Annotated in this window: 15 protein-coding genes; 4 read left to right on the top strand and 11 right to left on the bottom strand. The window is 59.5% G+C overall.

The window, feature by feature from the left end; translation table 11 throughout:
* Window positions 1-104: 104 nt before the first annotated feature.
* The gene (locus ACA043_RS00975) at window positions 105-1,178 is read right to left on the bottom strand and encodes a fatty acid desaturase (RefSeq protein ID WP_497658447.1); all 1,074 of its coding nucleotides are present in this window, start codon (window positions 1,176-1,178) and stop codon (window positions 105-107) included.
* 100 nt (window positions 1,179-1,278) lie between these two features.
* On the opposite strand from ACA043_RS00975, the gene ACA043_RS00970 reads away from it, so the two are divergent.
* Window positions 1,279-2,283 carry an AraC family transcriptional regulator gene (locus ACA043_RS00970; RefSeq protein WP_497658446.1) on the top strand — a complete coding sequence of 335 codons (1,005 nt, stop codon included), beginning with the start codon at window positions 1,279-1,281 and terminating at the stop codon, window positions 2,281-2,283.
* Window positions 2,284-2,286: 3 nt separating this feature from the next.
* Here ACA043_RS00970 and ACA043_RS00965 read toward each other — a convergent pair whose 3' ends face one another.
* The 4 genes from ACA043_RS00965 to ACA043_RS00950 all read right to left on the bottom strand — a co-directional run bounded on the left by ACA043_RS00965 (window position 2,287) and on the right by ACA043_RS00950 (window position 5,922).
* Window positions 2,287-3,510 carry a type II toxin-antitoxin system HipA family toxin gene (locus tag ACA043_RS00965; RefSeq protein ID WP_489879625.1) on the bottom strand — a complete coding sequence of 408 codons (1,224 nt, stop codon included), beginning with the start codon at window positions 3,508-3,510 and terminating at the stop codon, window positions 2,287-2,289.
* Entirely contained in the window at window positions 3,503-3,751 is a 249-nt protein-coding gene (locus ACA043_RS00960) for a helix-turn-helix domain-containing protein (protein ID WP_187679347.1), read from the bottom strand. The genes ACA043_RS00965 and ACA043_RS00960 overlap by 8 nt, the downstream gene beginning before the upstream one ends.
* 112 nt (window positions 3,752-3,863) lie before the next feature.
* Window positions 3,864-5,252, bottom strand: coding sequence for a heavy metal sensor histidine kinase (locus tag ACA043_RS00955; RefSeq protein WP_497658445.1), 1,389 nt, complete (start codon window positions 5,250-5,252; stop codon window positions 3,864-3,866).
* A complete protein-coding gene (locus ACA043_RS00950) occupies window positions 5,242-5,922 on the bottom strand; it encodes a heavy metal response regulator transcription factor (RefSeq protein WP_095191643.1) in 681 nt (226 codons plus the stop codon). The genes ACA043_RS00955 and ACA043_RS00950 overlap by 11 nt, the downstream gene beginning before the upstream one ends.
* 136 nt (window positions 5,923-6,058) lie before the next feature.
* On the opposite strand from ACA043_RS00950, the gene ACA043_RS00945 reads away from it, so the two are divergent.
* On the top strand, window positions 6,059-6,544 hold the full coding sequence (locus ACA043_RS00945; RefSeq protein WP_497658444.1) for a GlcG/HbpS family heme-binding protein: 486 nt from the start codon (window positions 6,059-6,061) through the stop codon (window positions 6,542-6,544).
* Window positions 6,545-6,555: 11 nt separating this feature from the next.
* A complete protein-coding gene (gene uraH / locus ACA043_RS00940) occupies window positions 6,556-6,966 on the top strand; it encodes a hydroxyisourate hydrolase (protein ID WP_401264726.1) in 411 nt (136 codons plus the stop codon).
* A gap of 173 nt (window positions 6,967-7,139) precedes the next feature.
* Here the strand turns inward: uraH and ACA043_RS00935 are convergent, their stop codons facing one another.
* Window positions 7,140-7,817: a Crp/Fnr family transcriptional regulator gene (locus tag ACA043_RS00935; RefSeq protein WP_187681339.1), complete on the bottom strand. Its 678-nt coding sequence runs from the start codon at window positions 7,815-7,817 to the stop codon at window positions 7,140-7,142.
* Window positions 7,818-7,899: 82 nt separating this feature from the next.
* Between ACA043_RS00935 and ACA043_RS00930 the strand changes: the two genes are divergently transcribed.
* Window positions 7,900-8,424 carry an Mpo1 family 2-hydroxy fatty acid dioxygenase gene (locus ACA043_RS00930; protein ID WP_497615908.1) on the top strand — a complete coding sequence of 175 codons (525 nt, stop codon included), beginning with the start codon at window positions 7,900-7,902 and terminating at the stop codon, window positions 8,422-8,424.
* Window positions 8,425-8,505: 81 nt separating this feature from the next.
* On the opposite strand, the gene ACA043_RS00925 is transcribed toward ACA043_RS00930, so the two are convergent.
* The 5 genes from ACA043_RS00925 to oscA all read right to left on the bottom strand — a co-directional run bounded on the left by ACA043_RS00925 (window position 8,506) and on the right by oscA (window position 12,617).
* The gene (locus ACA043_RS00925) at window positions 8,506-9,495 is read right to left on the bottom strand and encodes a sulfate/molybdate ABC transporter ATP-binding protein (RefSeq protein WP_497658443.1); all 990 of its coding nucleotides are present in this window, start codon (window positions 9,493-9,495) and stop codon (window positions 8,506-8,508) included.
* Between the two features lie 3 nt (window positions 9,496-9,498).
* The gene (gene cysW / locus ACA043_RS00920; RefSeq protein ID WP_305440789.1) at window positions 9,499-10,371 is read right to left on the bottom strand and encodes a sulfate ABC transporter permease subunit CysW; all 873 of its coding nucleotides are present in this window, start codon (window positions 10,369-10,371) and stop codon (window positions 9,499-9,501) included.
* A 12-nt stretch (window positions 10,372-10,383) separates the two neighbouring features.
* Window positions 10,384-11,202, bottom strand: a complete 819-nt coding sequence (gene cysT, locus ACA043_RS00915; protein ID WP_095191636.1) for a sulfate ABC transporter permease subunit CysT — start codon at window positions 11,200-11,202, stop codon at window positions 10,384-10,386.
* A gap of 70 nt (window positions 11,203-11,272) precedes the next feature.
* Window positions 11,273-12,286, bottom strand: a complete 1,014-nt coding sequence (locus tag ACA043_RS00910) for a sulfate ABC transporter substrate-binding protein (protein ID WP_401264719.1) — start codon at window positions 12,284-12,286, stop codon at window positions 11,273-11,275.
* Between the two features lie 148 nt (window positions 12,287-12,434).
* Window positions 12,435-12,617: a sulfur starvation response protein OscA gene (gene oscA, locus ACA043_RS00905; protein ID WP_022643503.1), complete on the bottom strand. Its 183-nt coding sequence runs from the start codon at window positions 12,615-12,617 to the stop codon at window positions 12,435-12,437.
* Between the last annotated feature and the right edge of the window lie 281 nt (window positions 12,618-12,898).

Genomic DNA, 12,898 nt, shown 5'->3' with positions numbered 1-12,898 from the left:
GACAGATTGCATTCGCGAGCAGGCTCACTCCCACATGTGGATTTGTTAACCCGATCCAATGTGGGAGCGAGCCTGCTCGCGAAGAGGACGTTGAAAATCACCCATCAAGCCCGGACTGTACGTACCCCTTCATTCGTAACCTCATCCCGTCGAACAAACCGGTTCGCCCGCCCGAACGTCCCGAAATCATTAAATCGAACCCCCATCTCCCGCATCACCCTGTGCGCCACCGGCACGGTCATCTGGCGGATGTAAAACGGCTCCTTCACCACAAAATGATGAATTCCGTGACTGCTGCCAAAGTTGAAGCAGAACGCCTGCAACGGCCACAGCCACCACGGGTTCAATACCTGACATTGCTGCAGCACATTGCCCGGCTCGACATCCCCGTAGTAATGCATGTTCGAACTGATGAAGTGCAGGCAAAACGTGCGAAACACGTTCGGGCCGATGATCACCACGGTGGAGATATCGATCACCTGCATCACCGCCAGCGTGGTCGCCGACCATTCGATCGGCGAACCCAGCAGATAGGCGATGCCATTGGCCGCATGAAAGCCCAAAAACACATACCACGCGCCCCAATGCACCAGCGCCAGCGGCGCGTAGACCTTGAACACCCGCTTGAGAATGCTCCACTTGTGCGCCCAGGTTGGCGCCCGCAGCAAACGGATGAAGGCCGACATCATGTTGTCGCCGACCATCAGCAGACGCGCAAAGCCCCATGGTTCGCCGTTGGTGATCGCGCGCTCTTCCATGTCGGCTTCAGTGCCGGAGACCTTGTGGTGATTAAGGTGCAGATGACGGCGAATCCACGGGTTGATCGTACTCGGCCGCGCCAGCCAGACCAGGCCCATCATCAGGTTGTGCGGCACGCGCTGTTTGCGGAAATACATGCTGTGAATCAGGTCGTGCTCAAGTTCATGGGTCAACGACGCGAAAAACGCGTTGAGCAGCAGGCATACCCACCAAGCCATGTGGCCAGTGATGTACAGCGCTGCCGAACCGATCATCCCGGCCAACGCGAAGGCCAGAATCCCCGCGCCTAGCGCATCCTGATGCTTGAGAATCGGGTAACGCTCACGCAGTTCGATGCCCTTGGCCAGCACCACTTCGCGAATATGCGCTGATCGCTGGGCAGCATTGTGTCGTGGGGGACTTGCAGAAGTACCGTCCATGCTTCCATCCTCTGGGTATTGATGTTCGCATCCTGCCTTGCATGGGTGCGAAATGCGGTAGCCGAGAACGCCAACCTGTTGACCGGAAGCGCCAATCAGCATGAAGGAACCGACCTCCCTCGCCAGTTGGACCCGTGCCTTGCGCAAGCAACTCGATGCGCTGGGGCTGGACAGTATTGACCTGTGCCAAAAGGCCGGGCTTGATCCACAGCTGATGGACGATCCCAACGCCCGCTATCCGCTGTCCGGCACCACGCGCCTGTGGGAGATTGCCGTGCAGGTCAGCGGCGATCCGGCAATCGGTTTGCGCGTGTCACGATTCGTCAGCCCGACTACGTTCCACGCGCTCGGTTATGCGCTGGTGGCCAGCGGCAGTTTGCGTGAGGTGTTCGAGCGCATCGTGCGTTATCACCCGGTGGTCAGCGATGCGCTGGAACTGGATCTGAGTCGCAGCGACGACCGCTATCTGTTCCGTCTGAAGATACCGTCAGGCAATCCTGCGCCAGCCTTCGAAGCGATCGATGCCTTTGCCGCGATCTACGTGCGCACCTGCCGCAATCGCCTCGGCCGTGATTACGCGCCGCTGGCGGTATACCTGCGCCGCACAGAACCTGTCGATGCGCATCAGTGGCACAAAGTCTTTCGTGCACCGGTGCATTTCGCCTCCAGCGAAGATCGCCTGGAATTCGCCATCGAGGACTTCGACAGCCACCTCGACGACGCCAACCCGGAACTGGCCGAACACAATGAGGCTGTGCTCGAACGCACCAGGGCACAGCTCAAACCGCTGACCTGGGAGCGCAAGGTGCGCGACGCCATCGAAGAACAACTGCCCGAAGGTGAGCCCAGCGCCGAACGCATAGCCCAGGCCTTGCACCTGAGCCTGCGCAGCCTGCAACGGCATCTGGCCGATGAAGGTTGTCGTTTCGATACGCTGCTCAACGAGAGCCGCGAGAACCTCGCGCTGCTGCACCTGCGCGATCCGCAGTGTTCGTTGAGTGAGGTGAGCTATTTGCTGGGCTTTGCCGACACCAGCAGCTTCAGCCGCGCGTTCAAGCGCTGGACGGGGATGACGCCGGGGCAGTTTCGCGATCAGTTGCGCTGAACGTCAGCCTTTAATCAGGCTGCGCTCCATACCGGATGACCATTGTTCGACCATTGCAGTACCCACATTGGCGAATGCAGGATGAGTGACGCTGTACTCAGACATTTCATCCATTGCCACTCGCATGCCGTCAGCAACTTGCTGCAGTAATTCATTGCAACGAGCCTCAGTCAAATTGCAGGCCGTACGACCAAATCGCATCAGCATTTTGTGCTTTGGCCAAGCTTTCGAGCCGCCTAACAGCAACGCCATACTGTCATTATTAATGTAAACCGAGGTGGTGATGATGTCGTAAGCCGGCGCAAGCCTGACTGCAGACTCCTCGCCACAATTTTCGTACAACACACCGAAATTTTTCAGATGCGCGTCGCCATTTTTCAGCCCTGCAGACAAAGCTACAATTTTGAAAAACGCTTCCAGTGCCTGATTGAGCAATGCAGGTGAAACAAACGCTTTGATCTGCCGGGCCGCACCTTCGTAAGAGCCGTCGTATTTGGCTTTCGACGGCCAGCCGTTGAGCACGCAGAAGTCTTCAAAACCGAGGTAGCCCGTAGCGCTCAAGTCAAAGCGCTCGATAACCAGAAACTTGCCATGCTCGCTGAGCTCGAACTTCGGCACTTCAAGCCCGCTGTGTTGCGCGGCACGCATGCAAAAGTATTCGTTGGTTGCCAACTGCGGATATTCATCGGCACGAAAAGCTTTGACCAAGTGGGTAGACCCTCGATGAGTCAGGCGATCAATGGCGGCCGCACTGTCACGTACCAGCACTTTGGGCTGCACACCTGATACTCCGGAATAATGACCATAGGTTTGCAACAAATCCTCGAACAGGTCTTGCGCACCATCGTGCACCAGCAGATCAGCCAGCGACGTTTCGGGTGGGCGATCCGTCGTCGATGCGCTGGCAATGGATAACCGACCGAGCTGATAGGGGCCGACAATGGCCAGCAATGCAAAATCATCGAATCCGCGAACCGCTTTACTGAAGCGCCGAACCAGTTCATCACGTAGCGCACCTTCCGGCAGATTCATCTCGAAAACCGGATGGATGCCATGCTCCCAACCATAACTTTCCAGCCGGGACGGCATTGTCAGTGACACGGCGTTTTCGGCACTGGTTTCTTCGCGGTAACTGAACACGCTATCAACTCGCGCTTGCCCGCGCCCCAGAGTGCCTGCCGCTTGCCCGCCGACACAGACGTTCAATCGATCCGTCGACTCAGTCATGGAAATTTACCTTTTGCAGCGTATCGAGTGTCGGGCGCCGGGACTGACGCGGAACCGCCATCAACTCATAGCCGAACCCGTTCAGGATCGCTTCTACTTTGCGCAATCCGATTTCGGAGACCGTGTTGTTTTCGATTCCCGAGATCGTCGCGCGACTCATACCGTATTGCTGAGCCAACGCCTGTTGAGACATGTTGTTCGCCTTGCGCAGGGCTCTAATCAATTCACCAAGCTGTTCCATTGCCATTTCCTGCATTACTTACGATGCAAATAGAATTATTTAATTAACTTTGCATCGTATTTGATGCACTCATTGAACAAGGTTAGCCTAATTCCGAGTGATCAAGAAGTAATCACTGGCTCACCACAAACCCCAGCTCAAAAACAGTGCCCGCCGCATCACTGCTCACCCGCACCTGCCCGCCATGCAGTTGCATGATCGATTGCACAATCGCCAGCCCTAATCCGCCCGAATCACCCGGCTCGGCGCGGGCCGGGTCGACGCGGTAGAAGCGGTCGAACAGTTTGCCCAGATGCTCGGCGGCAATGGCCGGGCCGTGGTTGTGTACCTGCAACCAGCAAACGCCCGGCTCATCGCAGCGACGCAGGCAGATCGAGGTGCCTGGATCGGCATGCCGCACCGCGTTGGCGAGCAGATTGCCGAGGGCACGTTGCAGCAGTTGCTGGTCGGCGCGGAGCTCGCCGTGCAACTGGTTTTGCAGACGCAGGTCGCGGTCGTCGGCCAGCGCTTCGAAGTAATCACAGAGTTCGCCACCCACTTCCTGCAGATCCAGGCTGCGCAGGTCGAGCGCACGCTCGGCCTGTTCGGCGCGGGCGAGGAACATCAGATTTTCCGCCATGCGCTTGAGTCGCTCGAACTCTTCCATGTTCGACGCCAGCACTTCCTGATATTCCGCCGTGCTGCGCGGGTGATTGAGTGCCTGGCCGTTGCTGGCGAGCAAGGTGTGCAGCGGCGTGCGGATCTCGTGAGCGAGGTCGGCAGAGAACTGCGACAGGCGCTGCACGCTGTCCTCCAGACGCGCCAGCATGCCGTTCAAGGCTTGCACCGGTTCGAGCAATTCGGCGGGTGTATTAGTGGCGGGCAAACGCTGATCGAGACTGCGCAGATCGATGCCGCGCACCGCTTCGCTTAACTGGCGCAACGGTTGCAGACCACGGCGCAGCAACAGCAACCCCAACGCAAAAGCGAGCAGCGCGCCGAGCCCGATCGCCAGGTACAGCCGCATGCGATAACTGGCGAGCATCTGCTCGCGTTCGCTCAACACCTTGCCGGCGATCACGGTCAGCGACTCGCCGCTCGGCCCTTGGGCTTCGCCGGACAACAAGGCCACCTCTGCACCGTCCGGCGCCTGCCAGGTCAGCACGTCACGGCGCTGCGGCGCTTGATCGCGAGGGATGGCGTTGAGCGCCGGTAATTCGCGCTGGCGCGGGTTGATGCTGATCACGCTGGAGCCGTCGGCGCGTCGCACCAGCAACAGGCTGTCGAGATTGCCCAGCATGTTCTGGTACAGCCGTGGCCGCGCCTGCAAGGCGTCGAGGCTGTCGCTGTCGGCGAGCAAGGCGCGTACCTGCTCCAGTCGACCGAGCAAGGCCAGATCGTCGCGCCATGCGATTTCCGCAGCGAGCGAGCGGTAAAGGAACACGCCGATCGCGCTCAGTACCAAGGCGCAGACGACGGCGAACGCCAGCGCCAGGCGCCAGGCGATCGACCTAGAGCGCATCGTCAGGCGCTTCCAGTTGATAACCGACGCCGCGCACGGTGTGGATAAGTTTCGGCATGTACGGATCGTCAACCTTGGAGCGCAAACGACGCACCGCGACTTCGACCATGTTGGTGTCGCTGTCGAAATTCAGGTTCCACACTTGCGAGGCAATCAGCGTGCGCGACAACACTTCGCCCTGACGACTGGCGAGCAAATGCAGCAGCGCGAATTCCTTGTTGGTCAAGGAAATGCGCTGGCCGCCACGACTGACCCGGCGGCGCAGCACGTCGATTTCCAGATCGGCGATGCTGTACGACTCGGCCTCTCGCATCGGCCCGCGCCGCAGCAATGTGCGCACGCGCGCGAGCAATTCGGCGAAGGCGAAGGGTTTGAGCAAGTAATCGTCGGCGCCCAGTTCGAGGCCGCGCACGCGGTCTTCGATGGCGTCCTTGGCGGTCAGGAACAGCACCGGCGTGGCGCCGCGCTGGCGGATCAGTTGCAGCAATTGCCAGCCGTTGAGGCCCGGCAACATCACGTCGAGGATGATCAGGTCGTATTCCTGCTGCTCGATGAAATAGCGCCCGTCGAGGCCATTGAGCGCCACATCCACGGCGAATCCGGACTCGCCCAGCCCTTTGGCAAGGAAATTGGCGGTTTTGGCTTCATCTTCTACGACCAGCAAACGCATGGCACACCTCGATTGATCAGGCACACAGGCTAGGCGCCTTCGGCGGCGTTGCCCATTACAAACTTGTAATCCGACTGACGAGGTTCTGACGAAGTCCGGCGGCTAAGGTGGCGACCTTCGCTTTCGGAGCCTGCTCATGACCGTCAAATACCTTGTTGCCAGCTTGGCCATCGGCCTCAGCGCCGGCGTTTTCGCCGCCCCTGAACTGCCGCGCCACGCTGATCTCGACCTGAAAACCGCACGCCTGCTGGCCGATAGCGCAATGGGCAATTGCACTGGCACGGTGTCGGTGCTCGACCGTGGCGGCAACTTGCTGGTGACGATGCGTGGCGACGGTGTCGGCCCGCACAACACCGCTGCCAGCCAGCGCAAGGCCTACACGGCGCTGTCGACGAAAACCCCAACCCGCTTGTTCGCCGAGCGCGCTCGCAGCAACCCGGAAACCGCCAACCTCAACACCCTCGACGAATTGCTGCTGCTTGGCGGCGGCATTCCGCTGTTCGCTGGCAATGAATTGGTCGGCGCCATGGGCGTGGCCGGTTCCGGTGGCGGCGAGCAAGACGAAACCTGTGCCACCCGCGCCGCCGACAAGGCCGGCCTGTCCATCACCCGTTCCCAATAAGGAGTTTCATCATGACGACCCTGCGCATGACCTTCGCCGCACTCGGCCTGAGTGCTTTCTCAAGCCTGGCCCTGGCCGCCGGCAACCCGCTGAGCGTCCACGTGCTCAACCTGGAAAATGGCCTGCCTTCGCCGGGCGTCAACGTGACGCTGGAAAAACACGTCGGCCAGAACTGGCAGCCGTTGGCCGAAGGCACCACCAACGAACAAGGGCGCATCGCCGAACTGTTCCCGGCCAAACAGCCGTTCGAAGCAGGTGAATACCGGGTGGTGTTCAAGACCGGTGAATACTTCAAAAAGACCCAACACGAAACGTTCTTTCCGGAGATTCCGGTGATTTTCGAAGTGAAACAGACGGATCAGCACTATCACATCCCGTTGCTGCTGAGCCCATATGGCTTCTCGACCTATCGCGGTTCCTGAGCCACACACCTTGTCCGTGTAAGAGTGAGCTCTGTGGTGAGGGGATTTATCCCCGACCGACTGCGTAGCAGTCGCCGAACTTTTCATTGCAGGTTTGGGGGCGGCTGCGCCACCCATCGGGGATAAATCCCCTCACCACAAAGGCTCACTCCTACATTGATCGATGTGAATTATTAGATTGTGGCCAGCGCACGTAATCGCACCGCATCAAGAATTTCGATCTCACCGTAAGCCAAGCCAATAATCCCCTGCCCCTGCAACTCCTTGAGAATCTGATTGGTGGTTTGCCGTGACAGCGACAGCATCGACGCCAACTGCTCCTGCGGCAGTTGCAGCACCCGACGGGGCGCATCAATCTCGCCATAGCCCTCGGCGATCATCAGCAAGCGATGCGCCAGCCGCGCCGGCGCTGGCAGCAGACTCAACTGTTCGAGATTGATAAACGTCAGGCGCAGCTTATGGCTCATCAACAGCGCCAGGTGCCGCCAGTACACCGGTTGCTCGTCGAGCAATTTCAGCATTGTATTCTGCGGAATATTCAGCAACGTGCACGGCCCGACGGCAAAGGCGTCATGGGTGCGTGGCTGACCGTCGAACAGACAAATTTCGCCGAACCAGTGCGGCGCCTCCACCAGACTCAACAACGCTTCCTTGCCCTGCTCACTCACCGCGCTGATACGCACGGCGCCATCGAGCACGGCGTACAAACCGCACGGTGGATCGCCACGCTGAAACAGGCGCTGCCCCGCCGTCAGCCGCCGCTCCCGGGCCGCCGCCAGCAGACTATCCTGAAAGGACGCAGGCAAATGACTGAACCACTGCCCGGTCAGCAGCCGTGAACGCATATCCATGAAAACTCCTGATTGTCGGCTGCCTGACAGAACGAACGCTCAACCCGGGGCATGCTGCAATCACCCTACAGGAGGAACAACAATGAAAAGCCTCGTCGATCACTTGAGTCAATACGCCGCCTACCACCGTGACCCGCGCAACATTGCCAGCCACTTTATCGGCATTCCGCTGATTGTGGTGGCGGTGGCGGTTTTGCTGTCGCGTCCGGAATGGTCGTTGGGCGGGTTGTGGATTTCACCGGCCGTGATCGTGGCGCTCGCTTCGGCGTGGTTTTACCTGCGCCTGGAAGTGAAGCTCGGTGTGCTGATGACAGTGCTGATGGGGCTTTCGGTGTGGGCCGGGCATGTTCTGGCGCAGCAGAGCACCATGGTCTGGCTGAGCAGTGGTCTGGCAATGTTTGTGATTGGCTGGGTGATTCAGTTTGTCGGGCACCACTATGAAGGGCGCAAACCGGCGTTTGTCGATGATGTGAGCGGGCTGATTGTCGGGCCGCTGTTTGTTGTGGCCGAGTTGGCGTTCCTGCTCGGGATGCGCCAGCAGTTGAAAGAGCAGATCGAGTCTCGGGCGGGGGCGGTGCGGGTCAATCCGAATCGGGCCGCTGTCTAGATAGCTTTCGCGAGCAGGCTCGCTCCCACACGGAAATGCATTCCAAATGTGGGAGCGAGCCTGCTCGCGAAGCTTTTGATCTTAAATGCTGGCGACTTTCTGCCAGACCTTTGGCTTGAAGAACAGGGTCTCACCCTTGGCCAGGCCCGTCAGGCTGTCGTGATCCTTCACCACTTCGGCCTCGATCAAATCAGTCTGCCCTTCCACCTTCAACGTCACCCGCGTGGTCGCGCCCAGCGGCCGGATATCGCGGACTTCGGCGGCATGGTGATCCTCCAGCTCATGCCGCGACAGCGACACTTCATGCGGACGGAACAGCACGTGTTTGTCATCGCCCAGGTGCAGACGGTTCGAATCACCGAGGAAGTGATAAACGAAATCACTGGCCGGGTTTTCGTAGACGTCGCCCGGTGAGCCGATCTGCTCGATCACACCTTTGTTCATCACCACGATACGGTCGGCAACTTCCATCGCTTCTTCCTGGTCGTGGGTCACGAAAACCGAGGTCAGGTTGATGTCTTCGTGCAGCCGCGCGAGCCAGCGGCGCAGTTCTTTACGCACCTTGGCGTCGAGGGCGCCGAAGGGTTCGTCGAGCAACAGCACTTTCGGCTCCACCGCCAAGGCACGAGCCAGCGCGATCCGCTGACGCTGACCACCGGACAGTTGCTCCGGGTAACGATCCGACAGCCAGTCCAGTTGCACCATGTTCAGCAGTTCATGAACCTTGGTTGCGATCTGGCTTTCAGTCGGGCGCTGGTTTTTCGGTTTCATGCGCAGGCCGAACGCGACGTTGTCAAACACCGTCATGTGCCGGAACAAGGCGTAGTGCTGGAACACGAAGCCGACGTTGCGATCCCGCACGTCGTGGCCGGACACGTCTTCACCGTGAAACACGATGTTGCCCTGATCCGGGGTTTCCAGACCGGCAATAATGCGCAGCAAGGTGGTTTTGCCGCAGCCCGACGGGCCGAGCAGCGCGACCAGCTCACCGCTGTGGATGTCCAGGCTGATGTTGTCCAGCGCCTTGAACGCATTGAAATTCTTGCTGACGTTACGCACTTCGATCGACATGAATTATTCCTCCGCGGCGCTGGCGCGCAGGCGGTTGATACGGTTTTCGCTCCACTGCTTGGCCAGCAGGATAAAGAGCGCCAGGATCAGCAACAGGCTCGCCACGGCGAACGCGGCCACGTGGTTGTATTCGTTGTAGAGGATCTCGACGTGCAGCGGCAAGGTGTTGGTCACCCCGCGAATGTGCCCGGAAACCACCGACACCGCACCGAACTCACCCATGGCCCGCGCGGTACACAGCACCACGCCATAGATCAGGCCCCACTTGATGTTGGGGACGGTGACGTACCAGAACATCTGCCAGCCATTGGCGCCGAGCAGACGCGCGGCTTCCTCTTCCTGAGTGCCTTGCTCCTGCATCAGCGGGATCAGTTCACGGGCCACGAACGGCACGGTGACGAAAATCGTCGCCAGCACGATGCCCGGCAGCGCAAAGACGATCTGAATGTCGTGATCCTGCAACCACGGCCCGAACAGACCCTGAGCGCCGAACATCAGCACGTAGACCAGACCTGCGATCACCGGCGACACCGAAAACGGCAAGTCGATCAGCGTCACCAGCATGCTCTTGCCGCGGAACGAGTATTTGCTCACGCACCACGCGGCGCTGACGCCGAACACCAGGTTCAGCGGCACCGAAATCAGCACGGCGAACACGGTGAGCTTCAGTGCCGAAAGAGCATCCGGTTCAAAGATCGCGGTAAAGAACGCGCCGAGACCGTTCTTCAAGCCCTGCGACACCACGATGAACAGCGGCAGCAGCAAAAACAGGAAAAAGATCAGCCAGCCGAGACCGATCAGAATGCGCCGCGACGTGGCACTGCCGCGGCGCGCAGCGTTGGCCGAGGAAGCGGCCGCAATAGACGATTGGGACATGTTCGCGCCTCCTTATGGGGTTTCGATGCGCCGCTGCAGCAAGTTGATCAGCAGCAACAGGACGAAGGAAACCACCAGCATCAACACGCCGATGGCAGTGGCGCCGGTGTAATCATATTGGTCAAGTTTGACCATGATCAGCAGCGGCAGAATCTCGGTTTTCATCGGCATGTTGCCGGCGATGAAAATCACCGAACCGTACTCGCCAACACCACGAGCAAACGCCAGGGCAAAACCGGTCAGCCACGCGGGCAGCAGCGCCGGCACCAGAATGTGGCGGAACACTTGCCACGGTTTGGCACCGAGGCAGGCGGCGGCTTCTTCGACTTCACGGGGGATATCGGCCAGCACCGGTTGCACCGTGCGTACCACGAACGGCAGGGTCACGAAGGTCAGTGCGAGGGTGATACCCAACGGGGTGTAGGCGATCTTGAAGCCGAGGTCGGCGGCAAACTGGCCGACCAGGCCGGCCGGCGCGTACAGCGCGGTCAGCGCGATACCGGCCACTGCCGTCGGCAGGGCGAACGGCAGATCGATCATCGCGTCGATGACCTTGCGCCCCGGGAAGGTGTAGCGCACCAGCACCCAGGCCAACAGTGTGCCGATGATGCCGTTGATGATCGCGGCACACAGCGCGGTGCCGAAGCTCAGCTTCAGTGCAGCCAGTACGCGCGGCGCAGAGATGATCGTCCAGAACTGATCCCAGGTGAGCTGCGAGGCGTGAATGAACATCGCCGCCAGCGGGATTAGCACAATCAGGCTGAGGTACACCAAGGTGTAACCCAGCGTCAGCCCGAAGCCGGGTATGACGGGGGAGATACGACGCGACATAAAAGTCCCTGGTTAAAAAACGCGCGAAGCCCCGAAGGTAAATCCGGGGCTTGTTTATGGCTATGAAAACTTACTGCGCCTGATAGATCTGGTCGAACACGCCACCGTCATTGAAGAATTTCGGTTGCGCGGTTTTCCAGCCGCCGAAGTCCTTGTCGATGGTCACCAGTTCCAGTTTCGGGAACTGCTGGGCGTATTTGGCGGCCACGTCCTTGTCACGCGGACGGTAGAAATTCTTCGCCGCGATTTCCTGACCGGCCGGGCTGTAGAGATGCTTTAGATAGGCTTCGGCGATCTGCTCGTTACCCTTCTTCGCTGCGTTCTTGTCGACCACGGCCACCGGTGGTTCGGCGAGGATCGACAGTGAAGGCACGACGATGTCGAACTTGTCCGCGCCGCCATCTTCTTTCAGCGCCAGGAATGCTTCGTTCTCCCAAGCCAGCAACACGTCACCCTGACCGTTGTTGACGAAGGTGATGGTCGAGCCGCGAGCGCCGGTGTCGAGAATCGGCACGTGCTTGAACAGCGTCTGCACGTACTCTTTGGCTTTTTCTTCGCTGCCGCCGTTGGCTTTCAGGCCGTAGGCCCAAGCGGCGAGGAAGTTCCAGCGCGCACCGCCGGAGGTTTTCGGGTTCGGCGTGATCACCGAGACGTCGTTCTTGACCAGATCGCCCCAATCCTTGATGCCTTTCGGGTTGCCCTTGCGCACCAGGAACACAATGGTCGAGGTGTACGGCGTGCTCGCTTCCGGCAGACGCTTCTGCCAGTCGGCCGGCAGGGTCTTGCCGAGTTTGGCGATTTCGTCGATGTCACCGGCCAGGGCCAGGGTCACCACGTCGGCACGCAGGCCATCGATCACCGCACGGCCCTGCTTGCCCGAGCCGCCATGGGACTGCTGGATTTTCACGGTGTCGCCGGCATGGTCCTTCTGCCAGAACTTGATGAATTCGGCGTTGTAGTCCTGATACAGCTCGCGCGTCGGGTCATACGACACGTTGAGCAGCTCGTAATCCTTGGCAACCGCGGAACCGGCAAACACAGCGCTGGCCAGGGCGGCCAAAGCGTAACGGCGAATCGACGACATGGTGAAAGCTCCTGGAATTCTGGGTGGTGGCTTTTTCTTATGTACTGCTGGAATCGGGTCCCGCTGAAAGATCGCCGCCTTCGCCAGCTCGTGCACACAGCCCCCTGTAGGAGCTGCCGAAGGCTCGGGCCGCGATCGGACGATCTTTTTAGCTCGGCTTGTTGCCCGGCTGCTGCAAACGGAATTTCTCTTTGCGTTCGATCTGGACGACTTGAGCGTTGTGCACAGTGATCTCCACCGCGCCGAACCGCAGATCGCGCAGGGCACTCTGGATTTCACGCAAGATGGTGGCTTCGTCCTGACCGTCAACGCTGCGAAGGGATGCGCTCATGGTGCTGCTCCTTTGAATGGGATTTGCCTGGCAGTGGGCGGCACTGCGTTCGGCGTGGGAGCAATATAAGAGAGGCATAGATATTCTTAAAAAGACTATTTAAGAATGTTTATATAACTAGAAAACATTATGAGAGAGGGCAAGGGTCTGCACGGTGTTCATCGCGTTTGAAACCTGCATGAAACCTAGTGGTGAGGGGATTTATCCCCGATGGACTGCGCAGCAGTCCCATTTTTTGGGATCGCTGCGCGACCCATCGGGGATAAATCCCCTCGCCACAA

Source organism: Pseudomonas sp. LBUM1648 (genome assembly GCF_059716145.1).
Note: the sequence above shows the minus strand (reverse complement) of the source record. Positions and strands in the feature narration are given on the sequence as shown.

Excerpts from the sequence above, each read along its gene's own strand:
- ACA043_RS00975 (WP_497658447.1), bottom strand. The coding sequence starts at position 1,178 with ATGGACGGTACTTCTGCAAGTCCCCCACGACACAATGCTGCCCAGCGA.
- ACA043_RS00970 (WP_497658446.1), top strand. The coding sequence starts at position 1,279 with ATGAAGGAACCGACCTCCCTCGCCAGTTGGACCCGTGCCTTGCGCAAG.
- ACA043_RS00965 (WP_489879625.1), bottom strand. The coding sequence starts at position 3,510 with ATGACTGAGTCGACGGATCGATTGAACGTCTGTGTCGGCGGGCAAGCG.
- ACA043_RS00960 (WP_187679347.1), bottom strand. The coding sequence starts at position 3,751 with ATGGAACAGCTTGGTGAATTGATTAGAGCCCTGCGCAAGGCGAACAAC.
- ACA043_RS00955 (WP_497658445.1), bottom strand. The coding sequence starts at position 5,252 with ATGCGCTCTAGGTCGATCGCCTGGCGCCTGGCGCTGGCGTTCGCCGTC.
- ACA043_RS00950 (WP_095191643.1), bottom strand. The coding sequence starts at position 5,922 with ATGCGTTTGCTGGTCGTAGAAGATGAAGCCAAAACCGCCAATTTCCTT.
- ACA043_RS00945 (WP_497658444.1), top strand. The coding sequence starts at position 6,059 with ATGACCGTCAAATACCTTGTTGCCAGCTTGGCCATCGGCCTCAGCGCC.
- uraH (WP_401264726.1), top strand. The coding sequence starts at position 6,556 with ATGACGACCCTGCGCATGACCTTCGCCGCACTCGGCCTGAGTGCTTTC.
- ACA043_RS00935 (WP_187681339.1), bottom strand. The coding sequence starts at position 7,817 with ATGGATATGCGTTCACGGCTGCTGACCGGGCAGTGGTTCAGTCATTTG.
- ACA043_RS00930 (WP_497615908.1), top strand. The coding sequence starts at position 7,900 with ATGAAAAGCCTCGTCGATCACTTGAGTCAATACGCCGCCTACCACCGT.
- ACA043_RS00925 (WP_497658443.1), bottom strand. The coding sequence starts at position 9,495 with ATGTCGATCGAAGTGCGTAACGTCAGCAAGAATTTCAATGCGTTCAAG.
- cysW (WP_305440789.1), bottom strand. The coding sequence starts at position 10,371 with ATGTCCCAATCGTCTATTGCGGCCGCTTCCTCGGCCAACGCTGCGCGC.
- cysT (WP_095191636.1), bottom strand. The coding sequence starts at position 11,202 with ATGTCGCGTCGTATCTCCCCCGTCATACCCGGCTTCGGGCTGACGCTG.
- ACA043_RS00910 (WP_401264719.1), bottom strand. The coding sequence starts at position 12,286 with ATGTCGTCGATTCGCCGTTACGCTTTGGCCGCCCTGGCCAGCGCTGTG.
- oscA (WP_022643503.1), bottom strand. The coding sequence starts at position 12,617 with ATGAGCGCATCCCTTCGCAGCGTTGACGGTCAGGACGAAGCCACCATC.